This is a genomic window from Lysobacter enzymogenes (genome assembly GCF_017355525.1).
GTDB classification, from domain to species: Bacteria; Pseudomonadota; Gammaproteobacteria; order Xanthomonadales; family Xanthomonadaceae; genus Lysobacter; species Lysobacter enzymogenes_C.
Genome location: NZ_CP067395.1, coordinates 1,611,406 through 1,633,314 on the forward strand (window position 1 = coordinate 1,611,406; position 21,909 = coordinate 1,633,314).

The following is a 21,909-nucleotide window of genomic DNA, read 5'->3' on the forward strand; positions in this document are numbered from 1 at the left end:
CAATGCGCATCGCTTCCCTGCCCGCCCGCCATGACCGACACCCCCGCCGCACCGCCGGAAACGCCGCAGGCCGCCGCAGCGCAGATCTGGGTCGACGCCGACGCCTGCCCCGTGGTCATCAAGGACATCCTGTTCCGCGCCGCCGAGCGCGCGCAGATTCCGCTGACGCTCGTCGCCAATCAGTGGCTGCGCACGCCGCCGTCGCGCTGGATCGGCGCGATCCAGGTGCCGTCAGGAGCGGACGTGGCCGATACCGAGATCGTGCAGCGGCTCGCGGCCGGCGATCTGGTCGTGACCCAGGACATTCCGCTGGCCTCGCTGGCGCTGGCCAAGGGCGCGGTCGCGCTGAATCCGCGCGGCGACCTGTACACCCGCGACAACATCGCCGAGCGCCTGTCGATCCGCAATTTCATGGAGGAACTGCGCGGCGCCGGGGTCCAGACCGGCGGCCCGCCGGCGCTGCACGCGCGCGATCGCCAAGCGTTCGCGGCGCAGTTGGATCGCTGGCTGGCGCGGCGCAAGCGCTGAGCCGACTCAGCCCTTTCGCGCCGCGACCAGCCGCGCGCACGCGGCCACCGCGACCAAACCCACGCCGAGCAGCGCGAACGCCGCCGGCAGGCTGCTGATCTTGGCGATCCAGCCGATCCCGGCCGGGCCGATCAAAATGCCGGCATAACCCAGCGTGCTGACCGCGGAGATCGCCGCGCCGGCCGGCATCGCCTTCTGGTTGCCGGCGGCGGTGAACAGGATCGGCACGATGTTCGAGCAGCCCAGCCCGATCAGGGCGAAGCCCAGCAACGTCGCGCCGACCCACGGCAACAGCGCCGCCAACGCGAAGCCGGCCGCGGCGCAGACGCCGCCGAGCGCCAGCACCGGGCGCGCGCCGAAACGCTGGACGATGCGGTCGCCGTTGAAGCGGCCGATGGTCATCGCCAACGCGAACACCGCATAGCCCAGGCCGCCGGCGCTGGCCTCGACGCCGCGCTGCGAGACCAGCAGCAGCGCGCTCCAGTCCAGCATCGCGCCTTCGGCCAGGAACACGATGAAGCACAGCGCGCCGACCAGGATCACGATGCCGTGCGGCAGCACGAACATCGAACCGCCGTGGCCGTCGTCGCCGTAGCGCAACAGGCCGCGGCTGCCGGCCAGCATCAGCAGCGCCAGCAGCACCGCCACGCTGAGCGCGGCGATCAGCGGCGTCGCCTGCAGCCACAGCAAGGCGCTGGCCAGGGCCGCGCCGGCGATGCCGCCGACGCTGAAAAAGCCGTGGAAACCCGACATCAGCGCGCGCCCGCTGGCTTTCTCGACCACCACCGCCTGGATGTTGATCGCCACGTCGATCGCGCCGATCGCCGCGCCGAACGCGAACAGCGCCAGGGCCATGCCGGCGACGGTATCCAGGTGCGCGAGCAACGGCAGGGTCGCGGCGACCGCGGCGCTGGCCAGCAGGATCACCTTGCGGCAGCCGACCCGCGCGGCCAGCGCGCCGGTCAGCGGCATCGTAGTCATCGAACCGGCGCCCAGGGCCAGCAGCAACAGGCCCAGGGTGGCTTCGTCGACGCCGGTGCGGGCCTTGGCGTAAGGCACCAGCGGCGCCCACGCCGCCATCGCCAGGCCGGCGATGAAGAAGGCGATGCGGGTCGACAGGCGTTCCAGCGCGCCGATGGTTTCGCCGCGGGCGGCGGCGGGGGCCGGGACGGTTTGCGAATCGCTCATGAGGGGTCTCGTCGATGCTTGAAGTTCGAGGTTCGGTTTGCGGCGATCCGAGAAAAAGCGTCGGGACTGAAGCCCCTCCCACGGTGGAGGGGTGCAGCGCGAGGCTGCCGTGGGAGGGACTTCAGTCGCGACGCTTTCGGTTCCGCTGCGATGCTGCCGACGGCGCGCGCGCCGCAACGCGCGCCGCCTGCACAGTCACTGCATCGGCTGCGCGCGCAACACCCGCGCGCCCTTGGCCGCGAACGCGCGCGCCTGCGCGGCATCGCCGTCGTGTTCGATCACCAGCGCCGACACCGCGTCGGCGGCCAGCACGGTGAACGGCGCGGCGGTGCCGAACTTGTCGTCGGTGACCACCACCGCGACCGCGCGCGCGGCGTGGGCCGCGGCCTGCTTGAACTGCGCGTCTTCGTAATCGCGCGCGCTGATGCCGGCCTCGTGGTCGGCGCCGCAGACGCCGAGGAAGTACCAGTCGCTGCGGATCGCCTCGACCTCGCGCAAGGCGCCGGCGCCGAGCGCGGCGCCGATGCGCGGCTCGATCCGGCCGCCGATGGCGATCAGTTGCAGATCCTCGCGCGGCGCCAGCAGGGCGGCGATGGCCGGGGCGTTGGTGGCGACGGTCAGGCCGAAGTCGGCCGGCAGCGCCTGGGCGATGGCGATGTTGGTCGAGCCGGCGTCGAGGAACAGCACCTGGCCGCGCTCGATCAGGCCGACCGCGGTACGCGCCAGCGCGGCCTTGCGGCCCGGCGCCTGGGTCTGGCGCTGGGCCAGGGTGCCGCGGTCCGGCGCCAGCGGCAGCGCGCCGCCGTAGACCCGCCGGCACTGCCCGGCCGCGGCCATCTCGCGCAGGTCGCGGCGGATGGTGTCGTGCGACACCTCCAGTTCGCGCGCCAGATCGACCGCGATGACCCGGCCCTGGGCCAGCAGGCGCTCCAGGATCAGGCGGTGGCGTTGCTGCGGCAGCAGTTCCTCGGCGGACATCGGCGGCTCCAGGCGGTTCGGGCTTCGGCGGTTCGGGTTTCGACGCTTCACGATTCGACGCAATCGTGCACAAACGTGCAGCCGCGTGCAAGCACGGGTCTGGCAGCGCCCCCAAACCGGCAAATGCGGCACAGCCCGTCCGGCGCCGCCGATGCGCCCGCCACCGCGTCCGCACGCCCGAGCCCTCGCGCAGACGGCTGCGGTTTCCCAGCGGTTTCGCCGCGCCGCGCGCACGGCGACCCCGCGACGGCGCGATCGCGGCCCTGCCCCATTCATTGAGCCGTAGCTCCACCCGCATCGGAGTAAACTGGTCGGTCATCCGACCGGCTCTGCCGGCGCTGCCAGAGAATCGCCATGAGCGCCGACACGCCCAGCGACACCGCGACCCCCAACACCCCCAAATTCACCGACCTCGCCCTGTCCGAGCCGCTGCTGCGCGCGCTGGCCGACGTCGGCTACGAATCGCCCTCGCCGATCCAGGCCGCCACCATCCCGCCGCTGCTGGAAGGCCGCGACGTGCTCGGCCAGGCCCAGACCGGCACCGGCAAGACCGCGGCGTTCGCGCTGCCGATCCTGGCCCAGATCGATCCCAGGCAGTACAAGCCGCAGGCGCTGGTGCTGGCGCCGACGCGCGAGCTGGCGATCCAGGTCGCCGAAGCTTTCCAGAAGTACGCCACCCACCTGCCCGGCTTCCACGTGCTGCCGATCTACGGCGGCCAGAGCTACTACCCGCAGCTGCAGGCGCTCAAGCGCGGCGTGCATGTGGTCGTCGGCACCCCCGGCCGGGTCATCGACCACCTGGAACGCGGCTCGCTGGACCTGTCCGAACTGCGCTGCCTGGTGCTCGACGAAGCCGACGAAATGCTGCGCATGGGCTTCATCGACGACGTCGAGAACGTGCTCAAGAAGACTCCGGACACGCGCCAGGTCGCGTTGTTCTCGGCGACCATGCCGCCGCAGATCAAGCGCATCGCCCAGACCTATCTCAAGAGCCCGGTCGAAATCGCGATCAAGTCGACCACCGCCACCGCGGCCAACATCCGCCAGCGCTATTGGTCGGTCAGCGGCGTGCACAAGCTCGATGCGCTGACCCGCATCCTCGAAGCCGAAGCCTTCGACGCGATGATCGTGTTCTCGCGCACCAAGCTCGGCACCGAGGAACTCGCCGAGAAGCTGTCGGCGCGCGGCATCTCGGCCGCGGCGATCAACGGCGACGTGCAGCAGGCGCAGCGCGAGAAGACCATCCAGAACCTCAAGGACGGCAAGATCGACGTGCTGGTCGCCACCGACGTGGCCGCGCGCGGCCTCGACGTGGAACGCATCAGCCACGTGCTGAACTACGACATTCCCTACGACACCGAGAGCTACGTCCACCGCATCGGCCGCACCGGCCGCGCCGGGCGCAAGGGCGAGGCGATCTTGTTCGTGACCCCGCGCGAGCGCGGCATGCTGCGCGCGATCGAGCGCGCCACCCGCCAGCCGATCGAGCCGATGGAGCTGCCGAGCGTGGAGACGGTCAACGAGCAGCGCGTCTCGCGCTTCCTCGGCCGCATCACCGAAGCGCTGGACGGCCAGGACCTGAGCCTGTTCCGCGACCTGGTCGAACGCTACGAGCGCGAGAAGAACGTGCCGGCGGTCGAGATCGCCGCGGCGCTGGCCAAGCTGGTGCAGGGCGACAACCCGCTGCTGCTGACGCCGCCGCCGGCGCTGCCGAAGTATTCCCGCGACGAGCGCGACGGCCCGCGCGAGCACCGCGGCCAGGCCACGCGCAAGTTCATCGAGCGCGACAACGCGTCGAATTCGGGCGCGCACCGCCGCGAGTTCCGCGACGACGGCCGTCGCGACGACAGCCGCGCCGCGCGGCCGGCGCGCGACGAACGTCCGGCGCCGCACCGCCACGAGGACCGCCAGTTCACTCCGCCGAGCGCGTCGCGTCCGCCGGTCAACCGCGCCGAGTCGTTCTTCGACGACGACGCGCCCGCGCCGCGTCCCGCGCGCAGCGAGCGCGCGCCGGCGCGCGAGGGCGACGTCGGCATGGAGACCTTCCGCATCGAAGTCGGCCATTCGCACGGCGTGCAGCCCGGCAACATCGTCGGCGCGATCGCCAACGAGGCCGACCTGGAAAGCCGCTACATCGGCCGCATCGACATCCGCGACGAGTACACCCTGGTCGATCTGCCCGAAGGCATGCCGCGCGAGCTGATGGAGCACCTCAAAAAGGTGCGCGTGGCGGGACAGCCGCTGCGCATCCAGCGCGCCACCCCGGGCGACGCCGAAGGCGGCCGCAGCGGCCGCGGCGCCGGCCGTCCGGGCGGCCCGGGTCCGCGCGGGCCCAAGCCGCACGGCGCCGGGCCGCGCAAGCCGCCGTTCAAGCCGCGCGGGCCGCGCTGAGGCGCGCGCGGGGCGAACGCCAGGCCGAGCCGGCGCCCGCCCTGCGAAATCCCGGGAACGTCATCCCCGCGAACGCGGGGAGCCAGAGACCTCAGGCGTTCTCGCACGAAAAGCCCTGGATCCCCGCGTTCGCGGGGATGACGGCGTGAAGCGGCGCGAGTGAACCGCGGCGGCGCCCTGCCGGAAAACGGCGCCCCAACCAAAAACCAGAAGTCATAAGCCGCAACGCCCCACAACCCCGCGCGCTTTGGCATAGTCGCAGGCGTAAGCCGCCGCTACGCCGCTCATGTCCCGCATCCTGGTCTTCCAACACGTCGCCGCCGAACCGCTGGGTACGCTCGATCCGCTGATCCGTCGCCGCGGCCACCGCATCCGTTTCGTCAATTTCGACCGCGATCCCGGCGCCGAGCCGAACCTGGAGCGCTATCGCGGCCTGATCGTGCTCGGCGGCCCGATGAACGTCGAAGACCGCGCCGCGCGTCCGCACCTGTCCACCGAGCTGCGCGCGATCGAATCCATGCTCGAACAGGGCAAGCCGGTGCTCGGCATCTGCCTCGGCGCGCAGTTGCTCGCGCACGTGCTCGGCGCGCCGGTGCGCAGGCATCACGTGCCCGAGATCGGCTGGTATCCGCTGCACAGCACCGACGCCGGCCGCGACGACCCGGTGCTGGCCCCGCTGGCCGGCGCCGCGCCGGTGTTCCAGTGGCATCGCTACAGTTTCGAAATCCCGGCCGGCGCGCAGCATCTGGCCCGCACCGACACCTGCGAGCAGCAGGCCTTCCGCTGGGGCGACAACGCCTACGGTTTCCAGTTCCACCTGGAGATGGACGTGCCGCTGATCGAGCGCTGGCTGGCCAATCCGGCCTATCGCGCCGAACTGGCCGAACTCGGCCACGGCACCAGCGAGGACGCGATCCGCGCGCTGACCGCGCAGCACATCGCCGGCATGCAGCAGCGCGCCGACGCGGTGTTCAACAACTTCCTCGACCTGATCGGCCGCCCGCAGCGCCGCTACACCCTGCCCTCGCGCGAGTGGGTCTAGGCCCTGGTGGCCTCCCTGTAGGAGCGGCGCAAGCCGCGACCGCGAAAACCGAACTACGCCGCCGCTGCACCTACCCACGACAACGAAGCGCGACCGACCGCCGCCCGCGCTACAACCCCAACCCGCTCTCGAACCGCCGCTCGCGCCCATCCACCGGATCGACGAACCGCAGCGACTGCGCCAGCAACTTGAGCGGCCGCGCGAAATCCTCGTCGTCGCCCTGCGCCTGGAGCGGATAGAAACGATCGCCGAGGATCGGCGCGCCCAGCGCGGCCATATGCACGCGCAGTTGATGCTTGCGCCCGGTAACCGGCCGCAAGGCGTAAGTCCACGCTTCGTCCTGGCGAGCGACGACCTCGATTTTGGTCTCGCTGTTGGCCTCGCCCGCGACCTCGCGCATCAGGAAGAACGGCTCGCCCGCTTCGATCCGCGAACGCCGCAGCAACGGAAACGCCAGCCCCGGCAGCGGCGGCGCCAGCGCCAGATAGCGCTTGTCGATGCGGCGTTCGCGGAACAGCGCCTGATACGCGCCGCGGCTGCCGCGTTCGCGCGAGAACAGCACCAGCCCGGCGGTGGCCGCGTCGAGACGGTGCAGCGGCGCGAGATCGAGCTCGCCGTAGCGGCGCTGCAACCGCCCCAGCAGGGTTTCGGCGACGAAACGCCCGGCCGGCGCGACCGGCAGGAAGTGCGGCTTGTCGACCACCAGCAAGCGCTCGTCGGCGTGGACGATGCGTTCTTCGAACGGAATCCGCGGCTCGCGCTCGACCTCGCGGAAGTACAGGATCTCAAGACCCGCGCGATACGGATCCTCGGCCCGCAGCGGCCGCGCGTCGCGCGCGTCGAGCACGCGGCCGCGGGCGAAGCGCTCGCGCCAGCGCTCGCGGCCGATCGCCGGGAAACGCGCGCACACGCCGTCGAGCAGATTCGTCCACGGCCCCGGCGGCAATTGCAGGCGGCTCGGCGGGACCGAGTCGGCCGATGCGGCGTCGGCCGGGCCTGGGTCGAACGGCGCATCCGGCGGAAGATTCGGCATGCGACCATCATCGCTCACTTCGTCCGCCGGCGCGGCCACCGCGGCCACCGCGGCGACGGCCGCGGCTGCGACCATTCCGCCCGAGACGATCACGCCTGCACCGATGACGATCCCGACCGCAGCCTCCGCCGACTTCAACCCCGCGCAGCAACCGACCGAACAGCGCGTGGAACTCATCGACGCCCTGCGCGGCTTCGCCCTGGCCGGCGTGCTGCTGTCGAACCTGCGCGATTTCAGCCTGTACACCTTGATCGAGGACAGCGCGCCGACGCTGTGGCCGGGCGAGCGCTGGTTGCAGATGGCGCTGGCCGCGTTGCTCGACGCCAAGGCCATGACCGTGTTCGCGCTGCTGTTCGGCGTCGGCTTCGCCTTGCAGCTCGAACGCGCCGAAAACAGCGCGCAGGCGCGCCGCCGCTACGCCTGGCGGCTGTGCCTGCTGCTCGGTTTCGGGCTGATCCACGCGGCGTTCTGGTACGGCGACATCCTGCGCTACTACGCGCTGCTGGGCCTGTTGCTGCTGCCGCTGGCGCGCTGGCGGCCGGCGGCGCTGGCCGCGCTCGGCGTGCTGGTCGCGGTGTTCGCCAGCGCCGCGCTGCAACCGTGGATGAAACCGTGGACCGCGCAATTCGTCCCCGCCGCGCAGGCCGCGGCCGCGGCGCGCGAGGCCTTCGCGTCGCCGCAGTGGACGACGATGCTGGCCGGCAACCGCGACTACGACCTGTGGGTGCACGCGACTGCGTGGAGCCTGCCGTTGTTCGCCCTCGGCCGGCTGCTGCTGGGCATGGCGATCGGCCGCGCCGGCTGGTTGCAGCGGCCGCAGCGGCATCTGCGCGCATGGCGCCGCCTGTGCGCCTGGAGCCTGCCGGTCGGGCTGGTCCTGGCCGTGTACTTCCTGTTCCGCGATTTCGCCGGCCTCGGCCCGGAATTGTTCGGCCTGCAAGGCGGCGCGGCGCGCGCGTTGAGCCGGCTGTTGCGCAATATCGCCTACCTCTCGCTCGGCCTGGGCTATGTCGCCGCGTTCGTGCTGCTGTTCCAGCAGCCGCGCGCGCGCCGCTGGCTGGCCTGGCTGGCGCCGGTAGGACGCATGGCGCTGAGCAACTACCTGGCCCAGACCGTGTTCGGCCTGGCCCTGTTCTACGGCATCGGCCTGGGCCTGGGGCCGCGCTACGGCCTGAGCGGCGCAGTGGTCGCGTTCGTCGCGGTATTCGCCGCGCAGACTGCGCTGAGCCACTGGTGGCTGCGGCGCTTCCGCTACGGCCCGCTGGAATGGCTGTGGCGCTGCCTGACCTATCGCCGCGCGCTGCCGCTGCGGCGCGCGCCGGCCGCGGCCGCGACCCCGGCGCCGGCCGCGCGCGGGTAGAATGCGCGCTGTTTCCCGCAGGCCCGGCCAATGGCGACCAACGCCACCATCGTCAAGATCGAACTGCAAATCAGCGATATGGACCGGCACTACTACGCCGGCCACGCCCTGACCCTGGCCCAGCACCCGTCGGAAACGCCGCAGCGGCTGATGGTGCGCACGCTGGCCTTCGCCCTGAACGCGCACGAGCGGCTCGAATTCGGCCCCGGCCTCAGCGCCGAGGGCGAGGAACCGGAAATCGCGTTGCGCGACTACACCGGCGACATCGAACTGTGGATCGACGTCGGCCAGCCCGACGAATCGCGCATCCGCAAGGCCTGCGGGCGCTCGCGCCAGGTCGTGGTGGTCAACTACGGCGGCAACGCGGCCGACATCTGGTGGGACAAGAACGGCAACGCGCTGCAACGTCTGAAAAACCTTACCGTGATCGACATCGGCAGCGCCGACGTCGAGGCGATGGCGGCGATGGTCGAGCGCAGCTTCCGCCTGGATTGCCAGATCCAGGACGGCGAAGTGGCCCTGACCACCGACAAGGCCAGCCTGAGCCTGACCCCGCGCCTGCGCCTGCAATCGGCCGCGCGGGCGGCCTGAAGTGGCGGAACGTTTCGACGCGCTGATCGTCGGCGGCGGCGCCGCCGGGCTGATGTGCGCGCTGACCGCCGGCCGCCGCGGCCGCCGCGTGCTGCTGATCGAGCACGCCAACAAGGTCGGCAAGAAGATCCTGATGTCGGGCGGCGGCCGCTGCAATTTCACCAACACCGGCGCCGGCCCCGGCAACTACCTCTCGACCAACCCACATTTCTGCAAGTCGGCGCTGGCGCGCTACACGCCGTGGGATTTCATCGCGATGGTCGAGCGCCACCGCATCGCCTATCACGAGAAGGAACTCGGCCAGCTGTTCTGCGACCTCTCGTCGAAGCTGATCGTGAAGATGTTGGTCGACGAGTGCGAGGCGGCCGGCGTGCGCATCGCAACGGGTTGCTCGATCGAACGCATCGCGCACGAGGACGGCGGCGACTTCCGCGCGCACACCGCGCACGGCGCGTTCGCCGCGCCGTCGCTGGTGATCGCCAGCGGCGGCTTGTCGATCCCGAGCATGGGCGCGAGCGGCTTCGGCTACGAACTCGCGCGGCGCTTCGGCCACGAACTGCTGCCGACCCGCGCGGGGCTGGTGCCGCTGACGCTCAGCGGAAAACATCAGGAGCGTTTGGCCGATCTCAGCGGCGTGGCCTTGCCGGTGACCGCCAGCTGCAACGGTCGCGACTTCAGCAACCAGATGCTGATCACCCACCGCGGCGTCAGCGGCCCGTCGATCCTGCAGATTTCCTCGTACTGGCAGCCCGGCGACGACCTGCGCCTGGACCTGCTGCCGGGCCGCGACGCGCTCGACTGGCTGCAGCGGCAGCAGCGCGAACGGCCCGCGGCGGAGCTCAAGACCGTGCTCGGTGACGTCCTGCCCAAGCGCTTCGCCCAGCGCCTGTGCGAGCACTGGCTGCACAACAAGCCGGTCAAGCAGTACAACCTGCCCGAGCTCAAGCAACTCGCGGCGACCTTGTCGGCGTGGCCGCTGGTCGCCAGCGGCACCGAGGGCTACCGCACCGCCGAGGTGACTCTGGGCGGCGTCGACACCGATGCGGTGTCGTCGAGCACGATGCAGTCCAAGCGCGTGCCGGGGCTGTATTTCATCGGCGAGGTGCTGGACGTGACCGGTTGGCTCGGCGGCTACAACTTCCAGTGGGCGTGGGCGTCGGGCAACGCGGCCGGCCTCGCGATTTGATCGGTAGATTCCTGTAGGAGCGGCGCGAGCCGCGACTGCGCCGTGTCCGTTCGCGGCGAAAGTTTCGCCGTAGTTGCGTTGCCGCGGTCGCGGCTCGCGCCGCTCCTACAAAAGCGGCTCAATCGTTCTCGACCGCCTCGCCGAACAGATCGTGCTCGTCGCTGCCCATGATCTCCACGTCGACGAACTGGCCCACGCGCAAACCTGCGCTCTCGCCGTTCTGGATCTGCACCAGCCCGTCGATCTCCGGCGCATCCGCCATCGAGCGCGCGATCGCCAGTTCGCCGTCGATCGCATCGACCAGGCAGCGCTGCACGCTGCCGACCTTGGCCTCGAGCTTGGCCGCGGAAATCTCCGCCTGCCGCTCCATGAAACGCGCCAGCCGCTCCTGCTTGACCTCCTCGGCGACCGGGTCCGGCAGATCGTTGGCCTTGGCGCCGTCGACCGGCGAATAGGCGAACGCGCCGACGCGGTCGAGCTGGGCTTCGTCGAGGAAGTCCAGCAGCTCCTCGAACTCGGCTTCGGTCTCGCCCGGGAAGCCGACGATGAAGGTGCTGCGGATGGCGATGTCCGGCGCGATCGAACGCCAGCGCTGGATCCGCTCCAGGGTCTTGTCGACCGCGCCCGGGCGCTTCATCAGCTTGAGCACGCGCGGGCTGGCGTGCTGGAACGGGATGTCCAGGTACGGCAGCAGCTTGGGCATGCCGTTGGCGCCGGTTTCGGCCATCAGCGCGATGATTTCGTCGACGTGCGGATACGGATACACGTAATGCAGGCGGGTCCAGATGCCGAGCTCGCTGAGGCCTTCGCACAGCGCCTTCATCCGGGTCTGGTAGCCCTTGCCGCGCCACTGGCGCTCGGCGTACTTCACGTCGACGCCGTAGGCCGAGGTGTCCTGCGAGATCACCAGCAGTTCCTTGACCCCGCCCATCGCGAGTTTTTCGGCCTCGCGCAGCACGTCGTCGACCGGGCGCGAGACCAGGTCGCCGCGCATCGACGGGATGATGCAGAAGCTGCAACGGTGGTTGCAGCCTTCGGAAATCTTCAGGTAGGCGTAATGCTTCGGGGTCAGCTTGACGCCGATGCCCTCGTCGCGGCGCGGCACCAGGTCGACGAACGGGTCGTGCTTGGGCGGCAGCACCGAATGCACCGCGCTCATCACGCTGCCGTAGTCCTGCGGGCCGCTGATCGAGAGCACGTCCGGGTGCGCTTCGCGGATCAGCTCCGAACGCTTGCCCAGGCAGCCGGTGACGATGACCTTGCCGTTCTCGGCGATCGCCTCGCCGATCGCGTCCAGCGATTCGGTCACCGCCGAGTCGATGAAGCCGCAGGTGTTGACCACGACCACGTCGGCGTCGTCGTAGCTCTGGACGATGTCGTAGCCCTCGACCCGCAGTTGGGTGAGGATGCGTTCGGAGTCGACCAAGGCCTTGGGACAGCCCAGGCTGACGAAACCGACTTTGGGATTGGCGGGGGCGCTGGCGGACATGCTGGCGGGAGAACCTGATGAATGGAGCTGAACGAACGCGGCGGGCCGGCGGGGCGAGCCTGGGCGTGCGGCGGCGAAAGGACGAGGGTCGGGGCGCGAAACCCGCTCGGGGGCGCGGATTATAGCCTGCGGGGCTAAACTGCCTGCGAATCGGTTGCATCCGCAGCGGATGCAGGCCCGCTCGATCACATCCGCACAAGGAGCATCCCCCCATGGCTCATTGGATCGACCTGGACACCCCCGCCGGCCCGGTGCGGGCCTGGCGCGCCGACCCCGGCGGCGTGCCGCTCGGCGGCGTGGTGGTCCTGCAGGAAATCTTCGGCGTCAACGAACACATCCGCGCGGTCGCCGAACGCTTCGCGCAGGCCGGCTACGCGGCCCTGGCCCCGGCCCTGTTCGACCCGGTCGAGCGCGGGGTCGAACTGGCCTACGCCAAGGACGATTACGCCCGCGGCGTCGAACTGCGCAACGCGCTCGGCTTCGACCGCGCCAGCGACATCGTCGGCGCCGCCGCGCACCTGCTGCAGAGCGAGGGCCTGCGCACCGGCGCGGTCGGCTTCTGCTGGGGCGGGACCCTGGCCTTCCTCGGCAACACCCGTCACGGCCTGCCGGCGGTGAGCTACTACGGCTCGCGCACCGTGCCGTTCCTCGACGAAGCGCTGCGCGCGCCGATGCTGTTCCACTTCGGCCGCCGCGACGCCAGCATTCCGCCGGAGGCGATCGAGCAGCACCGTCAGGCGCTGCCGAACGCGCCGATCCATCTCTACGACGCCGACCACGCCTTCAACCGCGACATCGGCGACCACTTCGAACCGGCCAGCGCCGCGCTGGCCTGGACCCGCACCCTCGACTTCCTCGCGGACGCGCTGAAATGAATCCCTGGCACCTGCACCCGCAACTGGCCGACGACACCCATCCGGTGGCGCAGTTCGAACTGTGCGAGCTGCGGCTGATGGACGATGCCAACCATCCGTGGCTGATCCTGGTGCCCAAGGTCGACGGCGCGGTCGAGCTGATCGATCTGAGCGAAGACCAGCAGCAGACCCTGACCCGCGAAATCGCCGCGACCAGCCGCGCGCTGCAGGCCGCGTTCGCGCCGCACAAGCTCAACGTCGCCGCGCTCGGCAATCTGGTGCCGCAACTGCACGTGCACGTGATCGCGCGCTATCGCGAAGACATCGCCTGGCCGCGGCCGGTGTGGGGCATGGCCACCGCGCAGCCGTATTCGCCCGAAGCGCTGGTGCAGCGGCTGCGCGTGCTGCAAGGCGCGCTGGCGCGGTGAGCGCGCACGCAGGCGAGGCCGCCGCGGCGGTGGAATTCGAAGCGCTGGCCGACGACGCCTGGCTGCTGCGCCTGGGCGAACGCATCGACGATGCGCTCAACGCGCGCGTGCACGCGCTGGCCGCGCGCATCCGCGCGCAGGCGCCGGCGTGGCTGCGCGATCTGGTGCCGGCTTACGCCAGCGTGGCGGTGTTCTTCGATCCGCGCGCGGCCGATGCCGAAACCGTGCGCGGTTGGCTGCTCCGGCAGTGCGGCGAAGCGGCGCAAGGCGGCCGCGCCGCCGCCGCGGAATCGGCGCGCATCGTCGAGATTCCGGTTGCGTACGGCGGCGAGTTCGGCCCGGACCTCGATGACGCGGCGTCGCAGTTGGGTCTGGCCGCCGAGCAGTTGGTCGAGCGCCACAGCGGCGGCGAGTACCGCGTGGCGATGATCGGCTTCGCCCCCGGTTTCCCCTATCTGTCGGGCCTGGAGCCGGCGCTGGCGCTGCCGCGGCTGGCGACGCCGCGCACCCACGTCGCCGCCGGCAGCGTCGCCATCGGCGGCGCCCAGACCGGCATCTATCCGCGCCCCGGACCCGGCGGCTGGCGTCTGCTCGGGCGCACCCCGCTGCGGCTGTTCGACGCCGCGCGCGCCGCGCCGAGCCTGTTGCAGCCCGGCGACCGGGTGCGCCTGCGCGCGATCGGCGCCGACGAATTCCAGGCCCTGCACGACCAGGCCCTGCACGACCAGGCCCAGCGCGAGGACGCCGCCCGATGAACGCTGCGCAGCTCAGCCCCGGATGGATCGACGTGCTCGCGCCCGGCGCGCTGAGCTGCGTGCAGGACCTCGGCCGCGACGGCTGGCGCCACCTCGGTGTCGGCCGCGGCGGCGCGCTGGACCCGCGTTGCGCGATCCTCGCCAACGCCCTGGTCGGCAACCGCGCCGACGCCGCGGTGCTGGAACTGGCGCTGCACGGACCGAGCCTGCGCCTGCACGCGCCGACGCGGCTGGCGCTGCTCGGCGCGGCCTGCGAACTGCGCTTCGACGGGCAGGCGCTGCCGGCGGCGCGGCCGCTCGAACTGCCTGCGGGCACCGTGACCATCGGCGGCATGCGCGCCGGCGTGCGCGCGTGGCTGGCGGTGGCCGGCGGCTTCGCCGTCGAGCCGGTGCTGGGCAGCCGCGCGACCGATCTGCGCGGCGGTTTCGGCGGCCTCGCCGGGCGCGCGCTGCGCGCCGGCGACCGCCTGCCGCTGGGGCCGCAGCGCGCGCCGCGCGCGCAGACGGCGCGCGCCGGCCGCTGGTGGATCGATCCCGACTTCGGCCTCGACCCGCACGCGCCGATCCGCTATCGCCCGACCCAGGCCGCCGGCCTGGCGGAGGTCGCGGCGCGTTTCGGCGACAGCGGTTGGCGGGTCGACCCGGCCAGCAACCGCCAGGGCTTGCGCCTGAACGGCGATGCGCTCGAAACCGGCGCCGCGACGGCCAGCGGCGTGTCCGAACCGGTCGCGCCGGGCACGATCCAACTGCCCGCCGACGGCCGCCCGATCGTCTTGCTGGCCGACGCGCAGACCGTCGGCGGCTACCCGCGCCTGGGCCATGTGATCGCCGCCGACCTGCCGCGGCTGGCCCAGGCCCAGCCCCATGCGAAGCTGTATTTCCGCGCCTGCGACGCCGACGAGGCGGACCGCGCGCAGCGGCTGGCCGAGGCCGAGCTGGCGCGGTTGCGCTGGGCCATCGCCGACCGGGTCGGCGCAGGCTGACGAGCGCCGCGCGCCGCGGCGCGCGCGCATGCGTACGGCGCGTTCGAGTCGTGCCGGCCGCAACCGCCGCGTCGCCGCGGGTATACAGTATGTTTCGATTATTTGTGCATGGACGCGCTTTATATTCGGACGGCGCACGCATTGGATACACGCATTAACTGCCTGCCCTAAGCAATAAGTGCGCCAATCAGTAATAGCCGCCGCACATGTCTAGCGACAGGTTTATTGCCTGCCGTATTTTTCGGATGAATCGTTATCGACAATTGCGTGCGTTTGGCGTATTTCTGTGCCGACTTGAACGCCGGCCAATGAAGTCGGGCTAACGAAAATCCCATCGTCCTGCCTAAGCCGAAACCGGACATGACCCAAGAAGGCCCCTCGCGCGATCCGCTCGCCAAGCCGCCGGCCCCGGACGAATTCGAGTTCCCCGAAGCGACCCTGGATTCGGTGACCCAGCTCATCGTGGCCGCGCAGAACGGCCAGCCCGGCGCCTGGGACCGCGTCTACACCCTGCTCTACCGCGACCTGCACGAGGCCGCCTCGCTGCAGATCCGGCGCCGCTGGCGGCGCGGCAGCAAGCGCTCGCCGACCTCGCTGATCAACCGCACCTGGCTGCGCCTCAACCAGGACAAGCTGACCCTCAACAACCGCCAGCACCTGCTCGCGGTGCTGTCGCAGGCGATGCGCTACGCCCTGCTCGACGAAGTGCGCCGGCTCAAGCGGCTCAAGTACGAGGAAAGCTATCTGGCCGACAAGGCCGATCCGCATTACGAGCCGTCCTACGATCCGGACCTGGACCAGTTGCTGGCGATCGACCGCGCCCTGGAAGCGCTCAGCGCGGTCGAACCGCGCCTGACCCAACTGGTGGAAATGCGCTACTTCGCCGGCATGAGCGACATCGAGATCGGCGAAGTGCTGGGGCTGACCGACCGCACCATCCGCCGCGACTGGCGCAAGGCGCGCGCGTTCCTGGCCCTGCATCTCAAGACCACGCCGGACCTGGACGGCGAGGACGACGCCGCCTGAGCGGTCGTCCCCACCGCCCCGCCCGCCGCGCCGGACCGCGCGCATGAACGCTTCTTCCGCACGCGCCTTGCACCTGTTCGACGAATTCGTCGAACTGCCCGCCGCCGAGCGCGAGCGCCGGCTGGCGGCGCTGGCCGTCGCCGAACCCGACACCCATGCCGCGCTGTGCGCGCTGCTGCAGGCCGACGACGACGACGGCGGCGTGCTCGACCGCGCGCCGGCGCAGATCCTGTCCGAGCGGCGCCAACGCGACGCCGCCGCGCCGGCGCCGGCCGCTGCGGACGCCGGCCATGACGCCGACCCGGCCGGCGACGGCAGCGCCGACCTGCGCATCGGCGCGCGCCTGGGCGCATGGCGGATCGACCGCATCGTCGGCCGCGGCGGCATGGGCACGGTCTACGAAGCCCATCGCGACGACGGCGAGTATCAACAGCGCGTGGCGCTCAAATGCATCCGCGCCGAACTGGATTCGCCGCAATCGCTGGCGGCGCTGCGCGAGGAGCGCAATCTGCTCGCGCGCCTGGACCACTCCGGCATCGCCGCGCTGGTCGACGGCGGCGGCGACAGCGACGGCCGCCCTTGGTTCGCGCTGCGCTACGTCGAAGGCGAACCCATCGACGCCTGGTGCGACCGGCACGGGCTCGACGTCGCCGCGCGCGTCGACCTGCTGCTGCAGGTCTGCGACGCGGTCGCCTACGCCCATGCCCAGGGCGTGCTGCACCGCGACCTCAAGCCTTCCAACGTGCTGGTCACCGCGGACGGCCGCGCGCAGTTGCTCGACTTCGGCATGTCCGCGCGGATCGGGCCCTGGCGCGAAGCGCAATCCGAACTGGCCGCGCCGACGCCGCACTACGCCGCGCCGGAAGCGCAGTTGCGCGGCGCGCAAGGGCCGGCGACCGACCTGTACGCGCTCGGGGTGCTGACCTATCGCCTGCTGTGCGGGCGCTGGCCGACCCCGCTGCACGGCCTGCGCCCGCTGCTGCACGGCTCGGATTCGGGCGCGGCGCTGCCGATGGCGCAGTTGGCCGAAGACGCCGACGACGCCAGCGCCCGCGCGCGCGGCGCGGCCGACCCGGCGGCGCTGGCGCGGCGCCTGCGCGGCGACCTGTCCGCGGTGGCGCTCAAGGCGGTGGCCGCGCGCGCCCAGGACCGGTACCCCAGCGTCGCCGAATACGCCGACGAGCTGCGGCGCTGGCGCCAGGGCCGGCCGGTGCGGGTGCGGCCGGGGACCTGGCTGTCGCGCACGCGCAAGTGGCTGCGGCGCAACCGCGCCGCCACCGCGCTGAGCGCGACCGTGCTGGCGGCGGCGCTGGCCGGCGCCGGCACGTTGTGGTGGCAGCATCGGCAGGTGCTCGGTCAGGCCGAAGCCGGCGCGCAAGTCGGCCGGCTGTTCGCCTCCACCCTCGGCGCGGCCACCCTGTCCGGCCTGGGCAGCGCACGCTTTTCCTCGCGCGCGCTGCTGGAGAGCACCGAACGCGAACTGCGCGCGCTGCCGCTGTCCGATCAGCCCGGCGTGCGCGCGCACGCGCTGGCGACGCTGGCGCGCGGCTACGCCAAGATCGGCGACTATCGCCACGCCGCGGCCCTGGCCGCGCAAGCCCAGGACTTGGCCGACGACGACGCAGGCAGCGACGAAGACGGCTTCGTCGCCGCGACCCGGCTGGAAACCTTCAACTACACCGGCCGCTACCGCGAAGCGCTGGCGCTGGCGGACGAGCGCCTGCGGCGGCTGGACGGCGGCGATGCGGCGACGACGCAGGCGCGCATCGCCATCGGCGGCGAACGCGCGCGCGCGCTGTGGGGGGCCGGCCAGACCCGCCAGGCGCTGGCGAGCGCCGACGAACTGCTGGCGCTGGCGCGCGCGCTGGCGCCGGCGCGCGACGAACTGGTCGCGTACGCGTTGATCCTGCGCTCGGGCTTCCTGCGCGGCCTCGGCCGCCTGCCGCAGGCCGAAGCCGACGCGCAAAGCGCGCTGGCGCTGGCGCGCCCGCTCGACGCCCTGCTCGCCGACGACGCCCTGGAGCGCCTGGTCGACGTGCAGCGCGTGCGGGTGAGCCCGGCCTTCGCCGCCAGCGCCCGCGCCCTGCTCGAGGAGCGCCGCAGGCACCTGGGCCCCGACCATCCGCAGACCGCGCTGGCCGAAGCGTATTACGCGCTGAGCCGTTTCCCGTACGTGCCGCGCGCAGAAGCCGAGCGGATTCTGGCGCGGATCGAGACCGGCTACGGCCGCGAACACCCGGTCTACGCGCTTGCGCTGTCGCGCCTGGCCTGGACCGCCGCGCGCGACCGCCAGGACGAGCTGCGCATGCAGCGCGAAGCGGTGAGGCTGCTGCAACGCAGCGGTTCCGACGGCGAAATGCTGCTCAACGCGCGCACCAACCTGGCCCGCGTCCTGCTCGGGAGCAACCACGAAACCGCGCTCGATTACGGTCAGGCGCTGGAATTGCTGCGGCTCAACATCGCCGAACGGCATCGGCTGGGCCTGCCTTCGGCCAGCGACGAGTTCACGCTCGCGCTGACCCTGTCGATCGAGGGCGGCGACTCGCGCCTGGCGCTGGCGCGCCGCACGATCGACGACGCGCTGCGCAAGGCGCCGGACTATTACGCCCCCGGCGATGCGGTCAAGCTGGACTTGCTGATGTTCGGCGCGATCGTGCGCTACCGCGAAGGGCTGCGCGCGCAGGCGGACTCGGAGTTCGCCCGCTTGCTCGACGCGATCGACGCCGCGCCGGTGGCGTCGGGCAATGCGCAGGGGCGCATCGACGATGCGCGGATGGTCGCGCTGGCGTACCGCAGCGCGTACGCGTTCCAGACCTGCCGCGACGCCGACGCCTCGCGCTTCATGGAGCGGGCGATGCAGGTGGCGCAGACCGGGCCGCGACTGCGGTTCAAACTCGAAACCGCCGACCTCGCCCGCGATCTGCGCCAGGGCTGGCTGCCCGCCCGCGCGCCCTACGTCGCGCGCACCGAAGGCGATTACCGCTATCGGCCTGCGCCCAGGCGCGACGGCGAGTTGCGCCGCGGCTGCGCGCGCGACGGCGGCGCGGCCGCGAACATCGGCCGATGAGCGACGCCCTCGCCCGCGCCCTGGCCCTGTTCGACGCCTACGTCGACCTGCCCGCGGCCGAGCGCACGCGCAAGCTGGCGGCGCTGGCGGCGAGCGACCCGGCGCTGCACGCCGCGCTGCGCGACCTGCTGGATTCCGATCTCGACGAAGACGCCGGCGTGCTCGACCGCTCGCCGGCGCAGATCGTCGCCGCCCACCAGCCCCGCGGCGACGACGGCGCCGGCGACGGCGCGCGCAGCGACGGGGCGGCCGGGCGCGACGCCGAGGAGGACGAGCGCGACGACCGCCGCGTCGGCGAGCGCCTCGGCGTCTGGCGCCTGGACCGCATCCTCGGCCGCGGCGGCATGGGCACGGTCTACGCGGCCCATCGCGACGACGGCCAGTACCAGCAGCAGGTCGCGCTCAAGTGCATCCGCAGCGAGCTGGATTCGCCGGAACTGGTCGCCGCGTTCCGCGCGGAACGCAACCTGCTCGCGCGCCTGGACCATCCCGGCATCGCCGGCGTGGTCGACGGCGGCATCGACGGCGACGGCCGGCCCTGGTTCGCGTTGCGGCGGGTCGAAGGCGAGCCGATCGACGCCTGGTGCGACCGCCGCGGGCTCGACGTCGGCGCGCGCGCCGAGCTGCTGGCGCAGGCCTGCGACGCGCTCGCCTATGCGCATGCGCAAGGCATCCTGCATCGCGACATCAAGCCGTCGAACCTGCTGGTGACCGCCGACGGCCGCGTGCAGTTGCTCGACTTCGGCATCTCCACCCGCTTCGGCGGCGACGCCGACGCCGGCGCGCACCTGGCGATCACCCCCGACTACGCCGCGCCGGAAGCGCGCCAGCACGGCATCCAGGGCCCGGCCACCGACCTGTACATGCTCGGCGTGCTCAGCTACCGGCTGCTGTGCGGGCAATGGCCGACCCGGCTGCACGGCCTGCGCGAGCTGCTGCCGATCGCCGTCGGCAACGCGCCCGAGCCGATGGACCGGCTGCTCGACGACGCCGACGACGAGCTCGCCCGCCGCCGCGGCCTGGCCGACGTCGCCGCGCTGCAACGCACGCTCGGCGGCGACCTCGCCGCGGTCGCGCTCAAGGCGGTCGCGCACAAGCCGCAGGACCGCTACCCCAGCGTCGCCGAGTTCGCCCGCGACCTGCGCGCCTGGCGCGAACACCGGCCGGTCGGCGCGCGCCGCGCCGGCTGGCGCGAACGCCTCGGCAAATGGCGGCGGCGCAACCGCGCCGCGGCGACGCTGTTCGTCTCGCTGGCGCTGGTGGTGGCCGCCGGCCTCGCCGCGATCGGCTGGCAGCACCAGCGCGCCCAGCGCGAAGCGCGCGCCAGCCAGGCGGTCGGCCGCCTGTTCGCCAGCACCCTGGGCAGCGCCACCCAGAGCGGCCTGGGCAGCGCGCCGTTCTCCTCGCGCGCGCTGCTGGAACGCACCGAACGCGAGCTGCGGGCGATGCGCCTGGACGACCAGCCCGACCTGAAGGCGCGCAGCCTCGGCACCCTCGCGCGCAGCTACGCGCTGATGGGCGACTACCGGCGCGCCGAAGCGCTGGTCGCCGAAGCCCAGCGCACCCTCGGCGCCGGCGACGACCGCGACGGTTTCCTCGCCTCGACCCGGCTGTCCCTGCTGATCGCCCAGGCGCGCTACGCCGAGGCCTTGCAGCTGGCGCGCGCGCAGCTCGACGGGCTCGACGGACGCGGCGACGAAGTCGCGCGCACCTCGCGCGTCACCATCGGCGCGCAGATGGCGCTGGCGCAGTGGTATCTGGGCCGTCCGCTGGACGCGCTGGCCGCCGCCGACCGCGTGGTCGCCGAAGCCGAGCGACTCGGCCGCGGCCACGAGGAACTGCTGGCGCAGGCGCTGATCCGCCGCGCCGGCCTGCGCTACCGGCTGATGCGCGCCGCGCCGGCGGAAGCCGACGTGCGCCGCGCCATCGCCCTGGTCCGGCCGCTCAATCCGGTGCTGGCCGACGATGCGCTGGAAGTGCTGATGCGGATCGTGCAGCTGCAACCGAACCTCGACGCGCGCGAGCTGGCGCGCGAGCTGGTGCGCAACCGCACCCGCACGCTCGGCGCCGCGCATCCCAAGACCGCCTACGCCAAGCTGCGGCTGAGCGTGTTTCCCGATTCGGGCCTGTCCAAAAGCGAGATCGCCGCGGCGCTGACGACGATGCGCGAGGTCTACGGGCCGGACAATCCCCAGTACGCCTCGGCCCTGGCCAGCAGCGCCTGGGCGATCGCGCGCGACCGCGACGACGGGCTCGAACTGCAGCGCAGCGCGGTGCGCGTACTCGACCGGCACCTGCCGCCGGGCAGCGAAATGCGCGGCGCGGCGCGCTACAACCTCGCGCTGGCCTTGCTCTACGGGGCCGACGCGGCGGACGCGCGGGAGGTCGAGGAAGGCCTGGCCGCATTGCGCGAAAGCATCGCCGAAGAAGTGCGCGCCGGCCTGCCGGCGACGACCGAGCGCGCTTTGCTGGTCCAGTACCTGCTCGACCGCGGCGGCCCCGCGCAGTGGCCCGAGGCCGAACGCACGCTCGCCGATCTGCGCGCGGAAACCGTCGCCCTGTTCGGCGCCGGCAACTACCGGTTGCAGGACATCGATTACTTCCAGGCCAAGCTGAGCTTCCGCCAGGGCCGCGGCGCGCCCGCCGACGCCGGCTTCGCCCGCCTGATCGAGCGCGACCGCGCCTTCATCGACGCCGGCGGCGCCGGCCAGGGCGCGCTGACCGACTTCCAGACCCGCAGCCTGTACCTGACCCGGGCGCTGCTCTACCGCGCCGTGTACGCGCTGCGGACCTGCCGCGCGGCGCAGGCGCAGGCGTTCGCGGCGCAGGCGGTGCAGCTGAGTTCGAGCGCGCCGCTGATCGCGGCGCAGGAACGCCTGGTGGTGCGCGCCTACCTCGACGGGGTACGCCGCCGGCGACTGCCCGCCGTCGGCCACGACCTGCTCAGCGCGGCCGAGCGCGAGCGCATCGACCTCGACGTGCGCCGCTGCGGCGACGAGCGTGGGTGACG

Annotated in this window: 17 protein-coding genes; 13 read left to right on the forward strand and 4 right to left on the reverse strand. The window is 72.2% G+C overall.

The features are described 5' to 3' along the window. Positions 1-30: 30 nt before the first annotated feature. Entirely contained in the window at positions 31-528 is a 498-nt protein-coding gene (locus JHW38_RS06620) for a YaiI/YqxD family protein (RefSeq protein ID WP_207525191.1), read from the forward strand. Between the two features lie 6 nt (positions 529-534). Here the strand turns inward: JHW38_RS06620 and JHW38_RS06625 are convergent, their stop codons facing one another. Further along, positions 535-1,716 (reverse strand): MFS transporter, encoded by a 1,182-nt coding sequence (locus JHW38_RS06625; protein WP_207525192.1) that lies wholly within the window; start codon positions 1,714-1,716, stop codon positions 535-537. Between the two features lie 195 nt (positions 1,717-1,911). Then, entirely contained in the window at positions 1,912-2,694 is a 783-nt protein-coding gene (locus JHW38_RS06630) for a DeoR/GlpR family DNA-binding transcription regulator (protein WP_207525193.1), read from the reverse strand. Positions 2,695-3,048: 354 nt separating this feature from the next. Here JHW38_RS06630 and JHW38_RS06635 point away from each other — a divergent pair, with 354 nt between their 5' ends. Then, complete coding sequence (locus JHW38_RS06635; protein ID WP_207525194.1) at positions 3,049-5,085, forward strand: DEAD/DEAH box helicase; 2,037 nt, start codon at positions 3,049-3,051, stop codon at positions 5,083-5,085. Positions 5,086-5,371: 286 nt separating this feature from the next. After that, positions 5,372-6,127 carry a type 1 glutamine amidotransferase gene (locus JHW38_RS06640; protein ID WP_207525195.1) on the forward strand — a complete coding sequence of 252 codons (756 nt, stop codon included), beginning with the start codon at positions 5,372-5,374 and terminating at the stop codon, positions 6,125-6,127. 109 nt (positions 6,128-6,236) lie between these two features. On the opposite strand, the gene JHW38_RS06645 is transcribed toward JHW38_RS06640, so the two are convergent. Then, the gene (locus JHW38_RS06645; protein ID WP_207525196.1) at positions 6,237-7,160 is read right to left on the reverse strand and encodes a pseudouridine synthase; all 924 of its coding nucleotides are present in this window, start codon (positions 7,158-7,160) and stop codon (positions 6,237-6,239) included. Here JHW38_RS06645 and JHW38_RS06650 point away from each other — a divergent pair. The 3 genes from JHW38_RS06650 to JHW38_RS06660 are packed head-to-tail and all read left to right on the forward strand — an operon-like array spanning position 7,159 to position 10,297. Further along, positions 7,159-8,520, forward strand: a complete 1,362-nt coding sequence (locus JHW38_RS06650) for a DUF418 domain-containing protein (protein WP_207525197.1) — start codon at positions 7,159-7,161, stop codon at positions 8,518-8,520. The two genes, JHW38_RS06645 and JHW38_RS06650, sit on opposite strands and share 2 nt — an antisense overlap. A 30-nt stretch (positions 8,521-8,550) precedes the next feature. After that, on the forward strand, positions 8,551-9,111 hold the full coding sequence (locus JHW38_RS06655; RefSeq protein ID WP_207525198.1) for a YaeQ family protein: 561 nt from the start codon (positions 8,551-8,553) through the stop codon (positions 9,109-9,111). A 52-nt stretch (positions 9,112-9,163) separates the two neighbouring features. Further along, positions 9,164-10,297, forward strand: coding sequence for an NAD(P)/FAD-dependent oxidoreductase (locus JHW38_RS06660; RefSeq protein ID WP_207526283.1), 1,134 nt, complete (start codon positions 9,164-9,166; stop codon positions 10,295-10,297). Positions 10,298-10,415: 118 nt separating this feature from the next. On the opposite strand, the gene rimO is transcribed toward JHW38_RS06660, so the two are convergent. Further along, positions 10,416-11,786: a 30S ribosomal protein S12 methylthiotransferase RimO gene (rimO, locus tag JHW38_RS06665; RefSeq protein ID WP_207525199.1), complete on the reverse strand. Its 1,371-nt coding sequence runs from the start codon at positions 11,784-11,786 to the stop codon at positions 10,416-10,418. Positions 11,787-11,998: 212 nt separating this feature from the next. Here rimO and JHW38_RS06670 point away from each other — a divergent pair, with 212 nt between their 5' ends. The 7 genes from JHW38_RS06670 (at position 11,999) to JHW38_RS06700 (ending at position 21,907) form a co-directional block, all read left to right on the forward strand. Beyond that, entirely contained in the window at positions 11,999-12,661 is a 663-nt protein-coding gene (locus JHW38_RS06670) for a dienelactone hydrolase family protein (protein WP_207525200.1), read from the forward strand. After that, a complete protein-coding gene (locus JHW38_RS06675) occupies positions 12,658-13,068 on the forward strand; it encodes an HIT domain-containing protein (protein WP_207525201.1) in 411 nt (136 codons plus the stop codon). Before JHW38_RS06670 ends, JHW38_RS06675 begins: the two co-directional genes overlap by 4 nt. After that, on the forward strand, positions 13,065-13,823 hold the full coding sequence (gene pxpB, locus JHW38_RS06680) for a 5-oxoprolinase subunit PxpB (RefSeq protein ID WP_207525202.1): 759 nt from the start codon (positions 13,065-13,067) through the stop codon (positions 13,821-13,823). Before JHW38_RS06675 ends, pxpB begins: the two co-directional genes overlap by 4 nt. Next, positions 13,820-14,806 (forward strand): biotin-dependent carboxyltransferase family protein, encoded by a 987-nt coding sequence (locus JHW38_RS06685; protein WP_207525203.1) that lies wholly within the window; start codon positions 13,820-13,822, stop codon positions 14,804-14,806. Before pxpB ends, JHW38_RS06685 begins: the two co-directional genes overlap by 4 nt. 360 nt (positions 14,807-15,166) lie before the next feature. Next, entirely contained in the window at positions 15,167-15,832 is a 666-nt protein-coding gene (locus tag JHW38_RS06690) for an ECF-type sigma factor (protein ID WP_207525204.1), read from the forward strand. Between the two features lie 43 nt (positions 15,833-15,875). Next, positions 15,876-18,899 carry a serine/threonine-protein kinase gene (locus JHW38_RS06695; RefSeq protein WP_207525205.1) on the forward strand — a complete coding sequence of 1,008 codons (3,024 nt, stop codon included), beginning with the start codon at positions 15,876-15,878 and terminating at the stop codon, positions 18,897-18,899. Beyond that, complete coding sequence (locus tag JHW38_RS06700; protein WP_207525206.1) at positions 18,896-21,907, forward strand: serine/threonine-protein kinase; 3,012 nt, start codon at positions 18,896-18,898, stop codon at positions 21,905-21,907. The genes JHW38_RS06695 and JHW38_RS06700 overlap by 4 nt, the downstream gene beginning before the upstream one ends. Positions 21,908-21,909: the final 2 nt, after the last annotated feature.